The organism is Clostridium sp. CM038 (assembly GCF_055081105.1).
The window spans coordinates 36,224-60,001 of record NZ_JBSJEO010000002.1 but is presented as its reverse complement, the minus strand read 5'-3'; the positions used below and the strand labels follow the sequence as shown (position 1 = coordinate 60,001).

Here is a 23,778-nt window from a genome sequence, read left to right as displayed (position 1 = left end):
TAACATTGTTATTGGTCATTTTGGCGCTAGTATTGCTTCTTTTATTAAATGCATTATATTAACAATGTGTGATATATCTATGTCTCTAAGTGCTTAGTTAAATTTAACTAAATGCTTAACAATCCATATAAACTCAATATTTATATATATTTGTATTAACCATATTTCATAATAATTAATAAATCATTACTATACTTGTATAGCAAGTATACTGAATTTTGATAGTACAACCTATTTTTCTTTCCTCGGAAATAAAGAAGTTTAGTAGTTATCTTAAGTGTGGAGGTTTCCTTACGTCAGCTAGCGGTTTTCTCATAAAATAGCTGCTCGTAAATTTTGGCCAATGATATTCAGTGGGAGTCTAAATCTCCTTCTGAAGTCGTCAATTTATCTTCTACGAAGCTGTTTCAGCTCCGCAGGAGATGATTTAATGAAAACTCGAGATTTATTATGGGAGATATTCTAAGGTTTTTACCACAAGTGGTATTTGATGGGGTAGGCATAATATAAAAATACGCTAAAAAAGCAACGGGTTCCATTTTGAGGTGCAAACAGAGCTAAATTTTTTAATTTATTTAAAAATCACAGGCATTTAAACATAAGTAATCACACTGTTATTTTTCATGTGCCAAATATGAATTGACCCATCACTAAAGTCAAGAATTATATTCCTATTTTATAGAAAGTTATTTTAAATTGGGTATAAAAAAACAACATCATGCGATTTGGTAAGTGTGATAAGGTTAAAACCCTATACCTTCCGTTGCTATGTATATTGTTTAAATTAATAATAACAAACTTCACAAAAAATGTAAACAAATTTTTGTAAAATTCTGGTACATATAAAATAGATAGAACAGGAATTTAAGTAAATAAAAGTTAACAGAATATTAAAAATAGTCTTCATCATTAGTTATAACTTTACTAAGATCTTTGAGCTGCGAATTAAGTGTTTACATTTCACCTCAATACTTGGTAAAAATTTTTAATAGACTTTTACAGGGGGACTACATATGAAAAAAAAGGTGAATTAATATCAGTAAGACCTGAGAAGATTATAGAAACTAGGGTTGCTTTAACATCAAGGCAAAATGATATTTTAGATATGCTATTTACTCAAATTGAAGATGATCATAATGTAGAATATAGTATTGATATTAATAAATATAAAATGCTATATAATATTAAAGATAAAAACAATATTTACGGTGATTTAAAGAAAGCAGTAAAAACCTTTGAGGGTAAAGGTTTTTTAATAGCAAATAAAGAGAATAATGAAGAAATACCCTAATAAGGCAGGTAATTGGCATTCTATATTTTATGGTAATCATGGCGGATTTGTTAGCACGAGTTATATTAAATTAGTTTAACGGAATATGAATATGTTCCCGTGCACGGTCACATATACGTGCACGTTACCGTATTCGTATAGTTATAACTCTTTTCAATGCTTACTTAGAATATTCCTCTTGTAAAGACCATCCGAACTATTGGCTATTTGGGCTTATAAACCCAGTTTGACCTATGTGATTACACTCCCTGTGGAAGTCTCTGAGTTCAACGCTTTTCTCACATCATCCACCATATCCTTCACACTCATACCCTCTGCAGTTTTTTCTTCCCATCCCATATTATCTTCTTTATTTGATTTATCATCATTTTTACCTAATAAAGTATCTTCCAACTTATCAAAGTCATACTTTCTTTGCTCGTAGTCATTGAAACTATCAACAGCATTGGTCTTGCCTTTAGGTGCTTTATAATTGCCAGTGATTGCGTCACGCACCCAACCCACTATATTCGCGACATCTGTTTTTCTTGGTAGATCATACTTTTCTTTAATAATTTCTAAGTTACCTTTGGCAGTGGTTAATATAGATTTTGCATCGTCTGCTGTTATATCTTCTTTAAAGATATTTTGTACCACCATTATATCCTCAATTGAGTACTTGTTTTCCTCACTGGTAGATTTAGTCACCTTAGTAGCACAAACCTCGTCTGTTGCTATGACATTATCTTTATTGATCTTTATGTAAAATTTAATACTTGTAACTTTTCTACCTGTCTTGATTTCTTCATAATCAAATGATATATCGGTTTTTAGATTTATTTCATTTTGAGCAACATTTATTACCTTTTGTTTTAAATTTGAATACTTTGGATACTGTTCTTTTTCGATATCTAATCCAATTCTTAAATCCGCAATACTTATTAATCTACTGCCTATGCCCTCATACTGTTTTAATAACTCATAAAGTCTAAACGAATAAGTACTTTTAAATTGCATAATATTTTTTAATTGGTATTTTGTATACCAATTCAGTTTCAAGTAAAAATACTTCATATCTTCATCGATTTTCAATATTAATATCCCATTTCGTAATTTTGCTGTTTTTATTAAATGGAATTTATCAAACTCTTCGGTATCGTCATTTTTCATTTTTATAAACCTTGCCATTAATTTATCTGTGACACGATCTAATTCCCTGTAAATATTTCTTTTATGAATGTTTAAGGTCTTACTTAAATCGGTCGCTAAAAATTGATATTCTTTTAAATCAACATCATCTTTTGTTATCATACTTGCGAGCAATCTAATTAATTTTTGTTCCAATACTGTAAATGAATAAGACGCTTCAATCAATTTATTGCTCTGATATATCCAATTATTATTTGCTTTTGTTAAATCTGTTATCATTTCCCAATCCCCTCCCCACAGGAACTATAACATTTCAATAATTGAGTTGTCAACAACTTTTCATAAAACGAGTTGCACATTCGTAAATAGGTTGCCTTTCAAAATGATTTTGTTCGTAAATAAGTTGCCTTTCAAAAGGACTTATTCGTAAATAAGTTGCCTTTATTCGTAAATAGGTTGCCTTTCGCATACTCGAACATAGTAGTATCAACGACTTGAAGAGTGCCTAAAAGTATTAAAACCTTGTTGTTTATTTAAAACTATCTAGTACAACAACTGTTGTTTAGAATTAGTAGTTAACATATAACTATATTTTTTATATAATTAAGTTTAAGTTGTTCGTAAATAGGTTGCCTTTCACATATGATTTACTATAATTAAATCATCACCTGCGGAGCTGAAACATGTCCTTAAATGTTTATTATGGTTAAGTAGTTGATATTATTAATACTCATTTAGGTTATAGCGGAAAGACTCGTTTATTTGCCATATAAGCTCATTTGGTTGTTTGGTGTTAGTTTGTACCTTTGCGTGAATTTAAAGTGTTACAATTACCATAAAGCATATAAAAACACTATTGTAATAGTTTTAACATAAAAAAATAGAGCCAGTAATTAAACTGCTCCATCGATGAGCATCTCAAATGGTGGGTAAGGAAAAGATTTATTTTAATAAGGAGCTATTTGAAATTGTAAAAGGATTAAATATATACTGAAGTTATCAATTCAGCTCCTCTGGAGATGATTTAACTAAGCTCGTATTTGTAATTTTAACGGTAATGTATTCGTTCTTGGTTACGTGACCGTGAACGTACCCGTACACGTGTCATAGTATGCATCTATATCTGTAGAAGTATCAGTGTTTTCAATGATATGGCAACGTATTAAATGAATAAGGTAAATTATATTAAGAAGAATATTCCAAAAGTTTTAAAACTTTATTATAACTCAAATAATAAGTATTATTTTTGCTATTGCTGGAGGCGTATATTTACAATGTGATCGGATGTTTGAGAATGGTATACAACTAGTTTTGGGGATTGGTTTATTAACATTATTTTATATAGTTATAATGACATTTTTTTTAAAGACAAATTGGATAAATCATCTCCTGCGGAGCTGCACTATTAGTTTTTGTTCCTTATTATTTAGTTTATTCTCCTATAATCATATTTCGAAATCCATTTTATTTCAACACTCATTCCAATCCAAATGATTTTTGCGCTGGACTTTTGGGTCTAGTTATGATGGTATGCGTGTATATAAGTGTAGTAATGGCAAGTACAATTGGCACTGTACTCCGAGTAGCTTATGATGTCCGAATGAAAGATATTTAAAATAGTTCACGTGCATAGAAAAATTCAGATATGATAATTAAGAGGTGACGCCACATTATTTAGTGGAACATCACTTTAACGACATTTCAGAAGGAGATGATTTAATACTCGACCGTAGGGAGATTTTGTTCTTCCTACCCCTATTATAAGGAGGTTTTTCTATGACTGAAACAATATTTATAGGTTTAGTTGTTCTAATTATATATATAATAAACTCAAAACATACTCCCATCATTGTAAAAAACAATGTAAAATCATTTTTAATACAAACAATTTTTAGTCTGGTAGCAATTATGATTGTCTGGTATATACACGGTGAGATATATGAGTGTAATAGTTCAATTATTATTTATGCCACACAGGGATTTCCTGACTATTGGGGCTTATACAATCCTTACTATACTGAATGTATAATTAGAGTTCTATTTATGATTTTATATCTTGTGTTTGGTATGTCATTAACTAAAGAAGAGTCTAAAATCAAAAATTTTTTATCTGTTTTTATATGTTATTTAGTACTTATTATAATAAATCAAGTAGTATCTTCGCAATATTTTGAAAATATATATGTTTGGATACCATATATATTTATTAGTTCCTCTGCACATGATGCACTTAAAACAGCAACACCACTAATATCTCATACTGTTTTTTACGTTATTTTATTTATGCCTACTTTATTTATATTGTTAGGGCCTAAAGTAAAAAGTTTATATTATAAGAAATTTATAATAAAACATAAAATAAATCTAAAGTTTTGTACTTGTTAATAGTACAAAACTTTAGATTTATTAATAATACCTCAGATCTGAAGGCAATGATTTAAATGTAATAAATCCAGTGACAATACTGTGAACGTACTTGGTAGCGGTCACGTAACCAAGTACGTTCTTTATATGGTGTTAGTATAATATTGTAGACACGGAAAGCCGAACACATTAAAATATAAATAAGATAAGGATGTGTTTATAATGGCAAGAGGTCAAAAACAATATACAGATGAATTTAAAAACACAATAGTAGAGCTATATAACTCTGGAAAAAGCTTAGCAGAGTTAAGCAGTGAATATGCCCTTTCAAAATCAACGGTAACAGGTTGGATAAATAAAAATAAGCCAATAGCTGTGGATAAAAATATAACTTTAACTGCAGAAGGATACAAAAACTTATTAAAGAAAAATGCTAAGCTTGAAGAAGAAGTTGAAATATTAAAAAAAGCAATGGGTATATTCGCAAGGAAATAACTACTGTATTTGAATTCATTACTAACAACAAAAAATATCATGATATCAAACTAATGTGTGAGGTTTTAGGTGTTGCACGAAGCTCTTATTACAATTATTTACACAAGAAACCAAGCAAGCGAGAAATTGAAAACAAGAATATAGAAAAAGAAATTATAAATATCCACAGCACAAGCAAAAATCGATATGGGGCTCCTAAAATAAATAAATCACTAAATGCACTGGGGATAACTATTAGTTTAAAAAGAACACAAAGATTGATGAAAAAATTGGGGATAAGATCTTTAATAGTAAAAAAATATAGACCAACTTCATCTAAAAATAAAATAATAGAGCAGGAAAACATTTTAAAGAGAGATTTTACAGCTACTACAGTTAATGAAAAGTGGGTAACAGATATCACTTACATCCATACTATTAAAGATGGTTGGTGCTATTTAGCATCAGTCATGGATCTTTATAGCAGAAAAATAATAGGTCACGCTATGGCTAAATTCATTGATACTACATTAGCCCTACAAGCTGTTAAAAATGGTATACAGCTACAAAAACCAACTAAGCCTCTAATACTTCATAGCGATTTGGGATGCCAATATACAAGCTTCGCTTTTAAAGAATATATAGAGAGCACTAAAATTATTAAACACTCATTTAGTGCCAAAGGTTGCCCATATGATAATGCTTGCATTGAGTCATTTCATGCCTCATTGAAAAAAGAAGAAGTTTACCATGTTAAATATTTTGATTATGATGCTGCAAGATTAGGAATATTTGAATATATAGAAGCTTGGTACAATATAAAAAGGATACATAGTAGTATTGGATATATTACTCCTCAACAGTGTGAAGATTTGGCTAAAAAGGCTTCATAAAAAGTTCGACTTTTTATGTCTAAGATATTGACATAGATCCAATATGAGGACGGTAACGGTCACGTCTACGTGTACGTTACCGTCCTCATATATTTATAGTTCTTTTCAATGATTACCTGAAACGTCGTTAAAATAACAGTTTATAACCAGAGCCTTACCTCGTTACAACTTATTTTTTCACAACCTTCATAAGCATATCCATAGCCATTCTAAATATTTCCGATTCTTTTATTCTCTTCCCTTTGTTTTTCTTTGTCAGTTGTTTTGACAGATCCTTTACGAAATCCGCTTGATCTTTTCTTAAATAAGCTACACATCTTACAAATTGTTCATTGCTACTAAGTAATGAATCTAGCACCGAGTTCGTACCTGAAACTGGGTTCGTATCCGGTTCTGTGTCTGTACTTGGCGACGTGACCGTGAACGTACCCGTTGACGTGTCCGTGAGTGTGTTCACATTCGTAGAATTATCAGGATTTTCAATGCTTTGAACGTCAATTGTACTTGTGAAAAATGCATCTACACCTTGTCCTTTTTTTACTCCTTGTGTTTGCATTGCATTTACTTTTTTCATCTTATCAGCTAGACTTACTTTTCGACTTCCCATGCTATAACCTCCTTAGCTAATTCTTGATAGGAAACAGATCCTTCAAATTTTCGATCATAGGTCATAATGGGTTGTCCTGCGAGCACCGCATCTGGAAATTTTATTGATTTTTTTATCATGGAATGGAAAACAGGATAGCTTTTTCGCAGTTCTTCAACTACATCTTTGTGGTGTGTTGTTCTGTTATCATATAAAGTTATTAGTATTGCCATTAAGGCAAGTTTTTTGTTTAGTTTTTTAACCTTAGCCATTGTTTTTTCAAGCAAATTAAATCCACGTAATGCAAGATACTCAGGTGCCATAGGTACAATTACAACATCACATGCAACTAATGCATTAATAGTTAGTAATCCAAGTGAAGGGGGGCAATCGATTAATACATAGTCGAAATCTTCTCTTACTGGGTCAAGTGCCTCGCGAAGTTTAAATTCGCGACCTACTTCAGATACAAGCTCCATTTCTGCTGCAGAAAGATCTATAGTGGATGGTACGAAGTAGAGAAGTTCATTAAATAAAATTAGTTTTTTTATATCCATATCATCAATCAATGCATTGTAAATTGTTTTTTCTAAATTCTCCGGCTCAAGACCTATTGAAATTGTTAAACTGGCTTGTGGATCCAGGTCAATCATTAATACTTTCTTGCCAAGCTGAGTAAGTGCTACTCCTAAATTTAATGTGGACGTAGTCTTACCAACTCCACCTTTTTGATTACTCACTGCGATAATTTGCGCCATCATATATTCCCTCCTTCTACTTCCTTTTTTATACCTTCTTTAATATATGTAACCACTTGTGCGGACCTGCTCCGTTCGCTTTTTTTTGCCAATTCTTTCAACTGTTTTTCAAGTTCTATACTCAAAACGACAGGTACAATAACATGAGTGTCTTTATTTATTGCCATTGTAGCACCTCCAATTATCGTTAGTATATCATGGTTATTAACTGTTAACAACTATAATTTTAAAACACTGAAGGCTTAGATTTAATGACATTTCAGAAGGGAAGTTGTTAAATAAAATTATTAATTTTTATAAAAAAATTTAATCAAAACTATCTTAAATTTACACAATTAAGCCCATTATAAAATACTATATGGTAACTTTCAATGAATAATTAATATAATATATGTATACAATATATATACACTGTATTTACAAAAATAGCTTTTTGTTATACAATGTGTATAATGTAATGAAAGGAGTGATACTATGGCTCTAAAAACAGTTAATATTCGCATTGATGAAGAATTAAAGAAACAAGCAGAAATCCTTTTTTCAGATTTTGGTATGAATATGACAACTGCATTTACTATTTTTGCAAAAGCAGTTGTTAGAGAACGAAAAATACCTTTTGAAATTGCTGCAAGTGATCCTTTTTATAATGAATCTAATATGGCACACTTGAAAAAATCTATCAATCAACTCAATCAAGGAAAAGGTACAATACACGATATTATTGAGGTAGAAAATGAAGAAAGTATGGTCTGATGAAGCTTGGAGTGATTATGTTGATTGGCAGTCACAGGATAAAAAAACATTAAAGAAAATTAATCAACTTCTTAAAGATATAGATTGCAACGGATATACTGGTATTGGAAAACCTGAACCATTAAAATATGAGTTACAGGGTTTTTGGAGTAGAAAAATTGATGGTGAGAACCGTTTGGTATACCGCATTGAAGATGAACAGATTGAAATAGCTCAATGTAAGACACACTATGAAAAATAAGGGTTTTTAGCAATTTAAAGAAGACTAGGCATAGATTAAATAATATGCCGTGTCTTCTTTTTTTAAAACTTTATTTCAAAACTACAGTTGTTTCATAGTTGTACAGATAAGATTGTGCCTGAAAAGAAATTAACGAGTAAATAAATTATAGGTAATGACATTATTATATAAAAAATAAAGTGAAAGTAGCACAAGTGTAATTGAGTTACTTTCATATTGAGGCTTTAGAATGGATAGAGCCTATCAGGGGGTTAATATGGCAAACAAAGAATTAGCTTTATACATAATGGATCAATTAGAAGGATTGGAAGATATAAAATCTATACCTATGATGGGTGGTTACTTGTTTTATTATAAAGGTAGAATATTTGGTGGAATCTACGGAACAGGCTTTATGGCGAAAATTACTAAAGCAAGTAAACATTATATGCCTGATAGCATTTCAGAAAGTCCATACGATGGAGCAAAGCCAATGTGCATGTAGATATTGCCGATAATAGTGAGATATTAAAACAAATGGTAGTAGCTATGTATGAAGAATTACCCGAACCAAAAGCAAAAAAGAAAAAGATAAAAAAATAAAAGATGAGGATTCCAGATTTACAACTTCATAGCATAAAATAAGCTCTGGAATACACCTAAGCTGAAGCTAGTTAAGAATTTAATTAAGATTTAACTAAATTTAATTAAGATTAGTTAAGCAGTTAATTATATAGTAAAAGAACCACAAAGCAATCGTAGGCATTTAAACACTGTTAACAAATTTATTAGCAGTGTGATTTTCAGTGTTATTTTTTATGTGCCAAATATGAATTGAATATTGAAAGTATCTGTAATGTTAACAATAATATACACGTGACCGTAACCGTGGCCGTACACGTACACGTGTCTTTGTATGTATCTATATCTGTACAATCATCAGTGTTTTCAATGATATGGTCATGATTGAAGAAATTTAGTTCCTTACGAATGACCTTAATAAGGCGTTGGAGGACACTTTAGAATTTAACAAGGATTTATATGCCTCTTACCTGAAAGTGAAATTAGAAGTCAAACTAGACAATCAGAAAAGGCATGGGGAAAAGAAATTAAAACAAAAGGATGTTTTCACTATCAAAAGGTTATATTTAAAAATTCAACGACATTTCAGAAGGAAAGTCTCCCATTTTTATAACTAGGTAACTCGCACTAACAAATAAAAAACTTCAGTGGGGGATAACAATTGAGAATTGGTATCTATTCCAGAGATTCACAAAGGGGTAAATATCCTTCTGAAGTCGTCAATGTAGCTTCTGCGAAGCTATTGCAGCGACCCAGGAGATAATTTAATAGAATTTATCTAAGTATAACCTTTTGATAGTGAGGTTCTTAATTTATTGGAAATAAAGAGAACAAACCCATATTTCATTTTATAAATATGCGTATCAAAATCACTATTAGGTTTGTTAATTAATTCGATAAATCTATTAAAATTATTAAGAAATAACAACCTCATATCTTGTTGTTGTTTTATATATATTTAATAACAACAGTTTTAAATACTTTTACGCATACCTCTAGGCACTGATACAACTGGGGTTGATCACCCCAACTATAACCAAATGATAGTGAAAGGTAACCAAATGATAGTGAAATGGCATTTAAGTATAACTAAAAGATAGTGAAGTATAACCTTTTGATAGTGAACTATAACCAAAAGATAGTGAAGTATAACTTGTTTTTTTTTGGTTATTGATAATTTTTTAAAAAAGGATTATTATTCTTAGGGGGGGTGTTCTAAAATGGCAAATGAACTACAAAATGTAAACAATAATTGGGTATATCAAAGTAACAGACTTGTTGAATCCTCCTACACTTTAACGGTGGTAGAACAAAAATTAATAAGACTACTTGCAAGTATGATAAATAAAGATGACGATGATATTAAAGAATATGAGTTTAAGACTAAGGATTTAATTAAGGTGTTAAATACCAGTGATAGTAGGTTCTATAGGGATATTGATAGTATTACAGATTTACTTATGCAAAGAATTATTAAAATAAAAAATGTAGATACTTCTGAATTTATAAAATATCATTGGGTAGACACTGCTAAATATGTAAATGGCATATTAAAACTTAAAATAAATAAAGACTTAAAACCATTTTATCTAGGACTGGATTGCTATACAAAATATCAGTTGAGAAATATAATGCAATTTAAAAGTACTTATTCTTTTAGATTATATGAACTGTTTAAGCAATATGAGAGCATAGGTCATAGAATAATAACTATAGAGGGTTTAAGAGATTCATTAAATATTAACAAGAATCAGTACCCCAAATATGCTAATTTAAAACAAAAAGTAATCAATGTGGCAGTAAAAGAAATTAATGAAAACACTGATTTGCTTGTTGATTATACTGAGATAAAACAAGTTAGAAAAATTGTAAGTATTCAATTTTCAATCATAAAAAAAGATAATGCTGAAAGTGAAATTGCTGCAACGTGCGTTGTTCCCATTTTTTTTAATGATAATAACATAGAGTTAGTAAGACGAGTTATAAGTCAGGAAATTACAGAGTTAGAAGCTCAGCGAATACTTGATGCTGCCAATTTGGATATTGAGAAAATAAAAGAAAAGTATAATATTATAAGTCAATTAAGCACCGTAAATAACGTAGTTGGGGCGATGATAACAGCATTAAAAGAGAATTGGACAACTACAAGCAAATCAAAAGTAAGTATCTTTAATGACTATGATCAAAGAGATTACAACTTTGATGAATTGGAAAAGAAACTACTAGGGTGGCAATAAGACTGACATACGAATCATGTTTAAAATGCATACAAGCTATTTTAAGCACCTTTTGAACAAAACACATAGAGAAACACTTAATTATTTTAAAATTGAATACAGCGCATTTAAGAGCATTTTAAGGGGGTATATTAATTGTGATATATCTTTTTTGTTATATAGGAAAAAGCTTGCGGAAAACTTCTATGTGCAAAAAACGCAAGGGGACCTTCTTAATGGAAATTCACATTTCAAACTCTTATTTGGAGTAATACAGGAGATGCTTTAATAAGCTATATAGGTTATTAAGTGTTCATTGATACTAATTAATCTAGCACCGAGTACGTACTTGGTTACGTGACCGTGAACGTACCTGTAGACGTTACCGTGTACGTGTATGTACCAAATAAATGGTTATTTGTGGTACTTTAACAAAAAAATAAAATGAGAATAAATTAGAAAATTTCTAAAAATATAACTATTTTTTTGTTTAAATCTGATAATTGAGAGCGATATTAAAAAAAAATTAGAAAAAATCGAAATAAGTTGTGACAAAGTGGAAACACTTATATAATATAAAGTATAAAAAAGATATAAAAAGGAGAATGTAAAATGTTAATTATGTTTAGAGCTAAGAACTTTAATTCTTTTAAGAATGATGTAATCTTAGATTTAAGAAAAACAAAATATAAAGAGCATCTTGGACATACATTTAAGTGTGATGAATTTGAATTGTTAAAAACAGTTGCAATTTATGGAGCCAATGCAAGTGGAAAGTCAAACTTAATAAGTGCATTATCAAGCTTTGAAATATTTATCAAAAGACAATTTTTTAATAGTAAAGATAGTATAGACGATAATGATTTGGAAGATAGTCCTGAAAATAATAAAAGTAAAGTAAGTATAAGACCGTTTTTATTATCTGATTCTATGGATAAGGAAATAGAATTTGAAATCATATTTAAGCATAAAGGTTTTTTAGTTCAATATGGATATTCATTTGAAGATTCTAAAATATGTACTGAATGGCTACTTATTAATAATGAACAAGTTTTTGAAAGAAAAAAAGATAGTTTAGAAATAGAGTTTGGAAATAAATATAAGGATATGCTTAAGGATTATACTAGAGTAAGGGAAGATAGACTATATATATCTATTCTTGATTATTTTGCAACCGATGAAGAAATTAGAGAAAAAATAGATATTTTTAAAGATTATTTTAATAGTAAATTTAATATTTATTTTGAATTAATAGTTGAAACAACAATTAAGGGAAGAGTAGGTTTTTTATCATTAACAAATGATTTTATAAAAAACGATGAATTAAGAAAAAAGGTTTCTGAATATGTTAGAAGGATAGATACTGGCATAAAAGAATTTATCATTGATAAAGAGATTGTAATTAATAAACGTACGGGAGAACAAAAGGAAAAACTTATTCCAAAAGCAGTTCACAACGTTTATGATTTAGAAGGAAATATAGTAAGTGAAAAGATTTTAGAATTAGAATATGAATCAGCTGGAACGTTGAGATTTCTATCAATTATCCAGCAAGTAGTAAAGATGTTTGATAGGGGTGGTGTTTTTATAGTGGATGAATTGTCTGCAAGGTTACACCCACTAGTGTCAAAATTTATAATAGATATTTTTCAATCTAAATTGAATATTAATAATGCTCAGTTAGTATTTACTACCCATGATATATCTTTGATGAATAAGGATCAATTTAGAAGGGATGAGATAGTACTTATAGATAAAAATGCAAAGGGCGAATCCTCCGTTTATACTCTTGCAGATTTAGGAGTAAGGTCAGATGCTTCTTTTGATAAAGATTATTTTAAGGGTAAATTTGGAGCAATTCCAATTGTGCAATATGTAATTGATTCACAAGAGGAGAATTAAAATGGCTAGAGTACGATTAAATCTATATTTACAAAGAGACGTAGAAACGAAAAAGCCATATCTGGGTAAAGTAATACTTTTTTGTGAAGGTACTACCGAATATAATTATTTTGACTATTTTGCTAAGATAATAAGAGCAAATGATGTTAAATATTCTCATATTGAACTAGAGCTTAGCACCGCGGGTGACAATGCACAAACAGTTTTAAATCATGCTAATGATTTTCTTAAACAAGAATGTAATAGTTTTAAATATATTAACTATGATAAATATTTAGTGTTTGACTGCGATGATCCTCCAAATATTAAAGAAGTTATTAGGGCTATGAAAGAATCAGATCATTCATATATATTATTACTTAGCAGTCTATTATTTGAAACTTGGTTATTAATGCACTTTGAAATAGTAGATGGTCCATTAAGAAAGAAAAAGATCTATGAAAAACTAGCGGATATATTGAGTTACGATAAATATGAAAAACATAAATCATCACCAGGGATGATTAGGAAAATTATTGGAAATTGCGATAGTGTAAGAAATGCAATTATAAATGCTAAAGAATTAGAGCGGATATATAGTTCCCAAAAGTATAATTATGAAGAGAATATTACTAGCATGAATCCATATACTACCGTTCACCAATTAGTAGAAAAACTAATTGAAATTGATTAAAATTGATGAGAATGTATACCACATATAGTATACATTGGTATTTATAAAAAAGATTCCACTAAGTTAATTATTAGTGAAATCTTTTTTATTATGCTATGGCAACTTCCTTGCCAGTTAAGCTGCTACCTAGATATGGAATGTCGTAAACTTTTGATTTACATCGTAACAGCCACAACACAGTAGTTCCATTTTGCCTTACAGGCCATTGAAATGGTGAATACTGTCTTGGCATGGAATATATAAGAGAGATGCAGCATTAACTAATTTCTTTATTATTCAAAATAAAATCTAGTATTAGTAATTAGAATAAGACCAAATGGAGTATGGGGCGTAACTTTGACCTTATTATTAATAAGGTTTTTATCGTATTATTAACAAATACCTATTTTAATTTTTTTCATATAATTGATGGAAATTATAGTATAATTAACCATATGCATTATTTACAAGAACACCATAAATCGAAAGGGGGTTAATATGGCAAACAAAGAATTAGCTTTATACATAATGGATCAATTAGAAGGATTGGAAGATATAAAATCTATACCTATGATGGGTGGTTACTTGTTTTATTATAAAGGTAGAATATTTGGTGGAATCTACGGAACAGGCTTTATGGCGAAAATTACTAAAGCAAGTAAACATTATATGCCTGATAGCATTTCAGAAAGTCCATACGATGGATCAAAGCCAATGTTGCATGTAGATATTGCCGATAATAGTGAGATATTAAAACAAATGGTAGTAACTATGTATGAGGAATTACCCGAACCAAAACCAAAAAAGAAAAAGATAAAAAAATAAAAGATGAGAATTCCAGAAATGAGTAGTTTTAGTTGTTGTGGTACTGAATGCAGTTGCATATACTGCTAAAAGCAAGGAAGAAGTATGTGAGGTCATTGAACTGGCAAGAAGGTCAGGAGCGAAAATCGAAAAAGAGCCACAGGATTTATTTTGGGGAGGATATCATGCCTATTTTTCTGATCCTGACGGATACTATTGGGAAGTTGCATGGGGACCTAATTTTACATTTGATAAAAATGATATGTTGGAGTTTTAGTAATACATATTTTTCAAATATTTCGTCTCAACTAACCCCATATCTAATGATATGGGGTTAATTTATTAAGTGTATATTGATATTCTGAAAGTAACACAATACCAATTGAGTTACATTCACTTTGAGGATATTGCTCATTTAAAAAGAATTTTAAATATGCTTAATTTATGGAAATTATGGTATGATTATATATATTATTAGTCGGGATTGTAAAATATTGTGTAACTAATGAATAACTACAAAATATATTTTGTACAGGTTGTTTACAAACCCAGTATAATTTTTTTATTATACTGGGTTTTTTACATGCAATTATGCGATAGCATTTTGAGTTATGGATAAATTTAAAATAACAACTATCTTCTTAGTTAGAAAATCAAAAAACAGTAAAGATAGCAGGCTAGCTATCTTTTTCATATTCTGCACTGCTGCTGTAAGCAGACACTGCTCTTGCACATTTTCTAATCCACGCATATGGCAATAGCGAAGCCCATGCAGTTGTTTTGAATCTGCGAAGCTTCGCTCTATAGTTTCTTTTCTTCTTCTATATATATTTCTGCCTTTATCTGTTCTGGTGAACTTTACAACATCTTCTTTATACGTTTCCCAAACATGTCTTCTAATAGTTTTAAACTTGCTTTTTGCAGAAAAGCATTGAGCTCTATTTGGACATATCTCGCAATATTTTGCATTACCAACATATTCTTTATATCCTTCTCTTGTTGTCGTTTTATAATGTAAAGCCCTTAAGTCAGGGCATACGTAAATGTCCTGCTCTTTAACATATTGGAATTTATTTTTTGTGTACATTCCTTTTGTATGTGGAGACCTACGGTATCCCATTACAGATTTTAATTCCCTCTCATATAGTTCTTTACATATAAGATTTGTAGCATAACCAGCATCTGCACCAACATATTTTGTATTAAAATTAAACTTTTTTATTTGCACATCTAATCTATCGATATAAGGATCAACATCATTTATGTTTCCAGGAGTAACATACACATCAGTAATTATATTATGTCTGCTATCGACAGTTCTGTGATCTAAATATGAGAAGCCTTCCGGCTTGCCATCTCTCATCATATATCCACTGTCGGGGTCGGTTGTGCTAACTTTAGTTTCTTTTATTTTGGTAACAGGTTCTTTTTCTTTTAAAGGTTTTTTACCATGGTTTATTCTATCTTCTTCCACTGCTTTATTAAGTTCAGATACATATTCTTTCGGCGTTTTTTCAACTTCAATTTTCACAAGCTTTCGCTTATTAGCATTTGCTTTTAGGTGTGTAGAATCTGTGTAAAGTATTTTACCGGTTACCATCTTAAGATTTATAGCCTTAAATACTACTTCGTCAAATATTTTTTGAAACACATCTGTACCTTTAAACCGTCTACGTCTATTTTGGCTAATTGTTGAATGATCTGGAATAGGATCAGTAAGACTTAGTCCCAGAAACCATCTATAAGCCACATTTACTTCAATGTCCTTTACAAGTTGTCGTTCAGATTTTATTCCAAATAGGTACCCAATAAACAGCATTTTAAAAAGTATAACAGGATCTACGCCAGGTCTTCCATTATCTAAGCAGTAATATTTTTTAGTCAGTTCTCTTATAAAAGAGAAATCCATGTATTTATCTATATTTCTCAGAATATGGTCTTTAGGAACTAAATCTTCCAAATACACCATTTCTAGTTTTTGTTGTGTGAAGTTCTTTTCATTAATCATAATAATGCCCTCCGAATTATAAAGTTTGTATACTATATATATTCGACATCGATGTCCTAAAATCCTTTTTGAATATGAAAAAAACACTCCAATTTTAAAGAGGCCACTGAAAAACTATATGAAAAATCGTCATCTAATTAAAGATGGCGATTTTTTTATATAAAAAACTAAAAAACAAAAAGGAATTTTAAAAGATATGTCGAATTAGTATAGTAGAATAAAATAAAAGGGGCTAAACTATTATGCTAAAAGGACAATTGGAAATAAAAATAAATACATACCATAGCTTATATTCGTTAATTATTCCGAAAGATAACATTTTAAAGCAAATTAATGACCTTGTTGACTTTTCATTTGTTTATGACGAATTGATGATTAACTATAGTTCATCTATGGGTAGAGGTGCTATTAACCCCATAATGCTATTTAAATATTTACTTTTGAAAGTAATATATGAATTGTCTGATGAAGATGTTGTTGAAAGAACTCTTTATGACATGTCCTTTAAATATTTTCTAAATTTAGCCCCAGAAGAAACAAATTTAATAAACTCAAGTACACTAACTAAATTTAGAAAGCTTCGCCTTAAAGACATGAATTTATTGGATTTATTAATAAACAAGACTGTAGAACTTGCTATAAAAGAGGGAGTTTTAAAAAGTAAAGCAATAATAGTTGATGCTACGCATACCAAGTCACGTTATAACCAAAAGTCAGCAAGCGAGGAATTATTGAAACGTGCAAAAAACTTAAGAAAAACATTGTACGGAGTACATCCTGGTATTAAAGAAGAGTTACCTAATAAAGTTACAACTGGAGTACTTGAAGATATTCTTGAGTACTGCAAATTATTAATTGATACCATAAACGAGAAGCCAGAAACTGCAGCAAATCCAGCTGTGAAAACTAAATTAAACTACTTAATGGAAGCTATTAATGATGACTTAGAAAATCTAAAAATATCAAAAGATGAGGATGCAAAAGTGGGGCATAAAACTGAGGATAGTTCTTTTTTTGGATATAAATCACACCTTGCTATGAGTGAAGAACGTTTAATTACAGCAGCTGTTATTACAACTGGCGAAAAAAGTGATGGAAAGGAGCTCATAACCTTAATAGAAAAAAGCCGTGAGGCTGGTATAGATGTAAATGAAGTAATTGGAGATACAGCTTATTCTGAAAAGAAAAACCTAGAATATACAAAAGAAAATAAAATTGCATTAATTTCAAGACTAAATCCTGTAATTTCACAAGGAATGCGAAAAAAAGAAGATGAATTTGAGTTTAATAAAGATGCTGGTTTATTTGTATGTCCGGCAGGTCATATGGCTATTAAAAAAGCAAAACAGGGAAAGAAGAATGTTGGTAAAAATCAAGTGCTAACCTACTATTTTAATGTAGAAAAGTGTAAAAATTGTGTTCATAAAGATGGGTGTTATAAAGAAGGCGCTAAATCTAAAACTTATTCAGTTTCAATAAAGTCAAATACTCACAAAGATCAAATAGAGTTCGAAAAAAGTGAATATTTTAAAAAACGAGCTAGGGAACGTTATATGATAGAGGCTAAAAACAGTGAACTTAAGCACCAACATAGCTATGATGTAGCAATATCGTCAGGCTTAATTAGTATGCAAATTCAAGGTGCATTATCAATCTTCACTGTGAATCTAAAGAGAATAATTAAGTTGAAAAGCATGAAATAGGGCTTTTAAAACTTAATTATAAAATAAAAAGCATGAGATATCCAAAATATGAATATCTCATGCTTTTTATTTTCAAGCTTGAAAACTCTACTAAATAAAGAGTGCTTTTTTCAGCGGCCTCATTTTAAATTAGAGTGTTTTACATTTTATGTTTGTCAACGGTCTGTACAAAATATATTTTGTAGTTATCAAAGGGAGGTATCAATAATGAAAATAGTTTTTATGGGAACTCCTGATTTTGCAGTTCCCTCATTGAAGAAAATGATAGAGAAATATAATGTAAGTGCGATTGTAACACAACCTGATAAACCAAGTGGAAGAGGGAAAAAGGTAGCAATTTCACCAATCAAAGAGGTCGGACTATCGAATCAAATTCCAATTTTTCAGCCCGAAAAAATAAAAACAGACTCTGTAATTATTGATAAATTAAAAGAAATTAAACCTGATTTTATTATTGTTGTAGCATATGGTCAAATCATAACTAAGCATATACTTGATATACCAAGACTCGGATGTATTTGTCTACATGCATCTCTCCTCCCAATGTATAGGGGGTCAGCACCAATAAATTGGAGTTTAATAAATGGGGAAATAACAACTGGAAATACAACTATACTAATGGATACTGGTATAGATACGGGTGATATGCTTATGAGAAGTGAGTTTGACATATCTGAATCTATGACAGCAGGAGAATTGTACAACTTATTAAAAATAAACGGTGCTGAACTGTTAGAGGAAACAATAAATGGAATTATCACAGGTAAAATTTGTGGGGTAAAACAACAGAGTGATGGAAGTTCTTATGTACAGATGTTAAACAAGCAAATGGCAAAGATTAATTGGAATGACAGTAGTATTAACATACATAATTTAATAAGAGGATTGAGTTATTGGCCATATAAAAATATAAACTCATGGCCAACTGCTCATACTTATTATAAAGATATTCCAATTAAAATATTCAAATCCAAGTCATTAGAGGCAAATATTATTAAACCACCTGGTTATATCATAGATGCAAATAATGAAGGAATTACAGTCGCTACCAATAACGGTATTCTGATTATAGAAATATTACAGGTTCCAGGGGGGAAACCTCTTGAGGTAAAAGAATTTTTAAAAGGAAATAAAATAGAAAAAGGCATTGTATTATCATAATCATAATTGATTAATAGTCTATATAGGACTACAATATTATGATTATTGGTTCGTAATATGAATAGGTTTGGATTCAGATGTTGAGCCGATAAAAACTATCACCTTAAGTATATACTTAAAAGATGATAGCCACTAAAATTGCTCAATTTCTGAAACAAGCTATAGAACGATGCCGCGTTAGCACTGCTATGGGGATTCAATCTTCTCCCTCTTTCTGAAATTAGCTTTAACATTAAGGTTATTAACTGTAATTTCCAGAAATGTATCTGCACTCCTTTTAAATTTTGATTATTTTCTAAAAATAGACGTACTTTCCCCCTCCCCTAAATAGAGCTTTCACGGAAACTCCTTAGCTCCTGTGATTACTCATTTTTAGTATCATTAATTTTTGTTGATTCCCCCACTTTTTTTGCATAAAACACTTGACAAGCCTGTAAAATTTTGCGGTCCTCCTCTTAAAGACATGTTTTAATAGGAGGATTATTTTATGCTTAAAAATTGGAGCTCTCATGCTGATTATCAGCAATTTATTATTTTAAATCTCTCATGTTTCTACAAAGCTTTTCCTAAAAAAATTATAGAACTTGAACCTTCTATCTCTAAGTTGTATTGCTTAGACTTAGATATTCTTAGAGAGATATTAAAACCTTATTATTCTAATATTGGTAGACCTGCAACTCTTCAACCTGAGATATTTCGTTCATTTTCTTTAATGCTTTTTCAAAAGGAAACAAGCATTACCAACTGGGTTAAAAAGATTCATGCCTGTGAGTTACTTGCAACCTGTATAGGCTGCACTAAAAATAATGTCCCATCACTTGGTGCTCATTATGATTTTATCTCTAGATTATGGCTTTCAAATCTGTCTACCGACAGGGTAAACCTAAAAAAAATATATTCGTATAAGAAGAAACCCTCTAAAATTAAGGCACCCGGGAAAAATAAAAAGCTTCCTAATAAAAAAACTGGTGTTGTTAAGAGAATTTCAGATTTTTTTGAAGCTGGTCGCTCATTTTCCCTAAGAGCCGAAAGGCTGCTTCAAAAAATATTCTCATTAGTTGCTGTAGAACCCTCTTTTAATCTTAACTTAATAGAAAAAGATAACCTTACAGTTGGCGGCGATGGTACTTGTGTTCACTGTAAGTCTTCTTACTATGGTTCTAAAGTTTGTGACTGCCGTGAAAATGGAATTTACGATTGCAAATGCCCTCGTAGACTTTCTGACATAAATGCTAATTGGGGTTGGGACAGCCATGAAAATCGTTGGTTTTATGGCTACACTCTCTATGCTTTATCTGTCTATAATAAAAAATATAAGATAGATCTACCTATTTATCTACGATTTGTAGAGGCAAGCAGACACGACAGTGTCACTGGAATAGTAGCATTAGCTGAATTTAGAGAACTGTTACCGCAGTTCACTATATCAAATTATGTTCTTGACTCAGCTAATGATAACTACCCTACATATGAATTATGTTCTAAATGGAACATTAATCCCTTTATTGATCTGAACTCCAAAAACAAAGGAAATTCAAAATATCCAGTTACTCTAGATATTAATGAAAAAGGATTTCCTATCTGTATTGGTGGCCATGAAATGGTCTATAACGGTTATGAAAAAAGTCGTTCACGCCTTAAATGGCGTTGCCCTTTAGTTTTAAAAAAGGTTGCTAGTTGCTCTTGCTGTGAACAGTGCTCACCTTCACCTTATGGGCGAGTAATCTACACTAAACCATCATGGGATTTGCGGTTGTTTACTCCTGTGCCTCGCGGCTCAAAACAATGGAAAACTATTTATAAAACTAGAACCTGCTCAGAACGTATAAACAATCGTATTCTAAATGATTATAAAATTCATACTTTACGAATACATGGTAAAAAACGTTATTCATTTATGACTATGATTGCTGGAATTAATATTCATCTAGATGCAAGACTTAAAGTTTCAGGTTTTAGTATTTTAAATTTATTAGAGTAGCTGTTTGACAATTAAGTACTTTTTTCTGAAAATTCCTGCATCGTGTAGGCTTGTTTGCTATACCTATTTTTATTCCTAACTGCTCTCTGAACATAAAATTTATAGCACTATAATGACTCTATACATAATTAAGTTTTACATATTAGTTTCCGTGACTACTCAAATAAACACTTTATGCTATTCTATTTGTTTCTCCTGGCGGAGAATAGTTTTGGCGAATTAACTTCTCTTTTGTCATCATTTTACCTTTACCACAGCATGAACAAATATTTATATCTATTCCTGTGAGCTTAAGAAGAAGCTCCGCTGCATTTAATTTAACCTCTGAGTCTTGTTTTTTACTTTGTACTCCACCTATAAGCTCTTTGCATTTTTGAAGCTTGGTTGACCTATTTCTGTTACTTAATATCCCGTAGTGTCTAATTTTAACAAACTTTCTTGGCAAAACATGCATTAGAAATCTTCTAATAAATTCATCTACTGTTAGAGTCATAAACTTTTCCTTGTTATGCTCTTTATAATCTCTCCACTTGAAAGTGACATAGCCATTTTCTAAATTTACAATCCTATGATTAGATATAGCTACTCTATGAGTGTATCTTCCAAAATATTCAAGCACGTACTCCGCACTACCAAAAGGAGGTCTACAATAAACAATCCATTCTTTTTTATATAACTTATCTATGAAACCCTGAAATATATGTTTTTCTGTTAATTCCTCAATACCAGTTGTGTATTTAAGGGCATTACTATAATATGCTCTTTTAAGGTAAAATAAAAATTTACCTCTAAATTTTCTTGAAAGCACTTTAACTGGGATAAAAAAATCTTTCTTCGAGTTTATCCATCGGTTACCATCTAAAGTTAACCCACCACTTGGAACTATACAATGTATATGTGGATGGTTCATTAAGTTCTGACCCCAAGTATGTAAAATTGCCATAAACCCAATTTCGGCTCCTAAATATTTTTTATCTCTTGAAAGTTCAAGCAGTGTTTCTGAAACAGCTTTAAAGAGAATAGAATACATCTCCTTTTGGTTAGTTAGAGTTATATAGTTAAGTTGCTCAGGTATAGTGAAAACAATATGAAAATACCCTACGGGTAATAAATCTTCTTTTCTTTTTTCAAGCCATCTTTCCTTAGCTAAAGTTTGGCACTTAGGACAATGCCTATCTCGACAAGAATTATAAGAAATTCTCATGTGACCACATTCATCACACTCATCTACATGACCACCAAGCTCCGCTGTTCTACAGGCTTCAATAGAAATCATAGTCTTTTGAATATGTAGTGGAAGCTTATGATTTCTTCTGTATTCATCACCATATTTATTAAATATATCTTGAATTTCAATCATCCTGTTCACCTTTATTATCTAAGAGTATATCCAATGGACTCCTTATATTAAGTAAATCCATTCTCCTAAGATGTAAATAAATAGTGGAGTTATTCGAGTATGTCCTAAAAGCCTTTGAATATAACAAATATCTGTACCAGCATCTAGCAAATGAGTTGCAAAACTGTGACGAAGGGTATGAACCGTTGCATTCTTAGTAATTCCAGTTTTTTTTATAGACTTCTCCAACATTTTTTCAACACTACGTGATGTTATTGCATCTGTACGACCCCTTCCAGAAAATAAAAATTCTTTAGGGTGATATTTTTTCCAATACTCTCTAAGAATTTCAAGATTTGAGTTTGATAACAATGAATATCTATCTTTTTTACCTTTACCTTGTCTTATTAATATTTGCATATTTCCACTATCAATATCTGTTACTTTTAAATTACAAACTTCACTAACCCTTAATCCTGCGGAGTAAACTGTCATAAGAATTGTTTTATGCTTAAGGTTTTCAGTAACATCAAAAATGGATTTAACTTCCTCAGGGGACAAAACAGCAGGTAATTTTGTTGGTTGTTTGACTCTTGCTAGCTTATCCATATTCCAGTATCTATTAAGAATTTTTGTATAAAAAAATTTTAAACTTGCATTAATATAATTAACTGTACCTTCACTTAATCTTTTTTTCATGATACAATAATGCAGATAGTCACGTATTTCTTTTTCTCTTAAAAGCTCTGGTGATTTGTTGTAAAATTTAGCGAAACTACTGACGTTATTGATATAATTTTTTATTGTACTTGGGCTATAACCACGTAGTTCCATATCCATTTTCATTCTTTTTCTTAATTCTGACATAAATAATAACACTTCCTCATTTTTTATTTCAACAATAAAAGTTTAAAGGAAGTGTACATTATAATAAAGAAGTATCTTAGTCAAATAGGATACTTC

Annotated in this window: 20 protein-coding genes and 1 pseudogene; 14 read left to right on the top strand and 7 right to left on the bottom strand. The window is 30.4% G+C overall.

Translation table 11 applies throughout. The annotated features are described in order from the left end of the window. Positions 1-988 precede the first annotated feature (988 nt). Positions 989-1,291: a RepB family plasmid replication initiator protein gene (locus ACWJKS_RS19460; protein ID WP_462961153.1), complete on the top strand. Its 303-nt coding sequence runs from the start codon at positions 989-991 to the stop codon at positions 1,289-1,291. A 231-nt stretch (positions 1,292-1,522) separates the two neighbouring features. On the opposite strand, the gene ACWJKS_RS19455 is transcribed toward ACWJKS_RS19460, so the two are convergent. Further along, on the bottom strand, positions 1,523-2,698 hold the full coding sequence (locus ACWJKS_RS19455; protein WP_462961110.1) for a replication initiation protein: 1,176 nt from the start codon (positions 2,696-2,698) through the stop codon (positions 1,523-1,525). A 1,497-nt stretch (positions 2,699-4,195) separates the two neighbouring features. On the opposite strand from ACWJKS_RS19455, the gene ACWJKS_RS19450 reads away from it, so the two are divergent. Together ACWJKS_RS19450 and ACWJKS_RS19445 are read left to right on the top strand one after the other, a co-directional pair. Further along, on the top strand, positions 4,196-4,804 hold the full coding sequence (locus ACWJKS_RS19450; protein ID WP_462961109.1) for a hypothetical protein: 609 nt from the start codon (positions 4,196-4,198) through the stop codon (positions 4,802-4,804). Positions 4,805-5,005: 201 nt separating this feature from the next. Then, positions 5,006-6,150 (top strand): IS3 family transposase gene (locus tag ACWJKS_RS19445; RefSeq protein WP_462959637.1). Its coding sequence is split into 2 segments (ribosomal slippage): positions 5,006-5,255 and positions 5,255-6,150, totalling 1,146 coding nucleotides; the frame shifts between segments, so codons are not numbered across the junction. Between the two features lie 169 nt (positions 6,151-6,319). On the opposite strand, the gene ACWJKS_RS19440 is transcribed toward ACWJKS_RS19445, so the two are convergent. Genes ACWJKS_RS19440 through ACWJKS_RS19430 form a run of 3 tightly spaced genes read right to left on the bottom strand, consistent with a single transcriptional unit; the run spans position 6,320 to position 7,661 of the window. After that, positions 6,320-6,757 (bottom strand): hypothetical protein, encoded by a 438-nt coding sequence (locus tag ACWJKS_RS19440; RefSeq protein WP_462961108.1) that lies wholly within the window; start codon positions 6,755-6,757, stop codon positions 6,320-6,322. Further along, positions 6,739-7,497, bottom strand: a complete 759-nt coding sequence (locus tag ACWJKS_RS19435) for a ParA family protein (RefSeq protein WP_462961107.1) — start codon at positions 7,495-7,497, stop codon at positions 6,739-6,741. The genes ACWJKS_RS19440 and ACWJKS_RS19435 overlap by 19 nt, the downstream gene beginning before the upstream one ends. Continuing rightward, positions 7,494-7,661 carry a hypothetical protein gene (locus ACWJKS_RS19430; RefSeq protein WP_462961106.1) on the bottom strand — a complete coding sequence of 56 codons (168 nt, stop codon included), beginning with the start codon at positions 7,659-7,661 and terminating at the stop codon, positions 7,494-7,496. The genes ACWJKS_RS19435 and ACWJKS_RS19430 overlap by 4 nt, the downstream gene beginning before the upstream one ends. A gap of 307 nt (positions 7,662-7,968) precedes the next feature. Between ACWJKS_RS19430 and ACWJKS_RS19425 the strand changes: the two genes are divergently transcribed. The 8 genes and pseudogenes from ACWJKS_RS19425 to ACWJKS_RS19390 form a co-directional block, all read left to right on the top strand. After that, positions 7,969-8,247, top strand: a complete 279-nt coding sequence (locus ACWJKS_RS19425) for a type II toxin-antitoxin system RelB/DinJ family antitoxin (protein ID WP_462961105.1) — start codon at positions 7,969-7,971, stop codon at positions 8,245-8,247. After that, a complete protein-coding gene (locus tag ACWJKS_RS19420; protein ID WP_462961104.1) occupies positions 8,228-8,488 on the top strand; it encodes a Txe/YoeB family addiction module toxin in 261 nt (86 codons plus the stop codon). Before ACWJKS_RS19425 ends, ACWJKS_RS19420 begins: the two co-directional genes overlap by 20 nt. A gap of 256 nt (positions 8,489-8,744) precedes the next feature. Then, on the top strand, positions 8,745-8,972 hold the full coding sequence (locus ACWJKS_RS19415) for a TfoX/Sxy family protein (RefSeq protein ID WP_462961103.1): 228 nt from the start codon (positions 8,745-8,747) through the stop codon (positions 8,970-8,972). A gap of 1,297 nt (positions 8,973-10,269) precedes the next feature. After that, the gene (locus tag ACWJKS_RS19410) at positions 10,270-11,286 is read left to right on the top strand and encodes a replication initiation protein (protein ID WP_462961102.1); all 1,017 of its coding nucleotides are present in this window, start codon (positions 10,270-10,272) and stop codon (positions 11,284-11,286) included. 591 nt (positions 11,287-11,877) lie between these two features. Next, the gene (locus ACWJKS_RS19405) at positions 11,878-13,167 is read left to right on the top strand and encodes an AAA family ATPase (RefSeq protein ID WP_462961101.1); all 1,290 of its coding nucleotides are present in this window, start codon (positions 11,878-11,880) and stop codon (positions 13,165-13,167) included. A 1-nt stretch (position 13,168) separates the two neighbouring features. After that, positions 13,169-13,840, top strand: a complete 672-nt coding sequence (locus ACWJKS_RS19400; RefSeq protein ID WP_462961100.1) for an RloB family protein — start codon at positions 13,169-13,171, stop codon at positions 13,838-13,840. 477 nt (positions 13,841-14,317) lie between these two features. After that, positions 14,318-14,644, top strand: a complete 327-nt coding sequence (locus tag ACWJKS_RS19395) for a TfoX/Sxy family protein (protein ID WP_462961099.1) — start codon at positions 14,318-14,320, stop codon at positions 14,642-14,644. Between the two features lie 52 nt (positions 14,645-14,696). Next, positions 14,697-14,900, top strand: a pseudogene (locus ACWJKS_RS19390) (VOC family protein); the annotation flags it as partial. Between the two features lie 312 nt (positions 14,901-15,212). Here ACWJKS_RS19390 and ACWJKS_RS19385 read toward each other — a convergent pair. Next, positions 15,213-16,631, bottom strand: coding sequence for an IS1182 family transposase (locus ACWJKS_RS19385; protein WP_462959617.1), 1,419 nt, complete (start codon positions 16,629-16,631; stop codon positions 15,213-15,215). A 242-nt stretch (positions 16,632-16,873) separates the two neighbouring features. Between ACWJKS_RS19385 and ACWJKS_RS19380 the strand changes: the two genes are divergently transcribed. The 3 genes from ACWJKS_RS19380 to ACWJKS_RS19370 all read left to right on the top strand — a co-directional run bounded on the left by ACWJKS_RS19380 (position 16,874) and on the right by ACWJKS_RS19370 (position 21,476). Further along, complete coding sequence (locus ACWJKS_RS19380; protein WP_462952569.1) at positions 16,874-18,334, top strand: IS1182 family transposase; 1,461 nt, start codon at positions 16,874-16,876, stop codon at positions 18,332-18,334. A gap of 207 nt (positions 18,335-18,541) precedes the next feature. Continuing rightward, on the top strand, positions 18,542-19,495 hold the full coding sequence (fmt, locus tag ACWJKS_RS19375) for a methionyl-tRNA formyltransferase (protein ID WP_462961151.1): 954 nt from the start codon (positions 18,542-18,544) through the stop codon (positions 19,493-19,495). A gap of 487 nt (positions 19,496-19,982) precedes the next feature. Further along, positions 19,983-21,476, top strand: coding sequence for a hypothetical protein (locus ACWJKS_RS19370; protein ID WP_462959674.1), 1,494 nt, complete (start codon positions 19,983-19,985; stop codon positions 21,474-21,476). 172 nt (positions 21,477-21,648) lie between these two features. Here ACWJKS_RS19370 and ACWJKS_RS19365 read toward each other — a convergent pair whose 3' ends face one another. Continuing rightward, on the bottom strand, positions 21,649-22,836 hold the full coding sequence (locus ACWJKS_RS19365) for an IS91 family transposase (RefSeq protein WP_462959520.1): 1,188 nt from the start codon (positions 22,834-22,836) through the stop codon (positions 21,649-21,651). Between the two features lie 42 nt (positions 22,837-22,878). Further along, complete coding sequence (locus ACWJKS_RS19360; protein ID WP_462959521.1) at positions 22,879-23,682, bottom strand: site-specific integrase; 804 nt, start codon at positions 23,680-23,682, stop codon at positions 22,879-22,881. Positions 23,683-23,778: the final 96 nt, after the last annotated feature.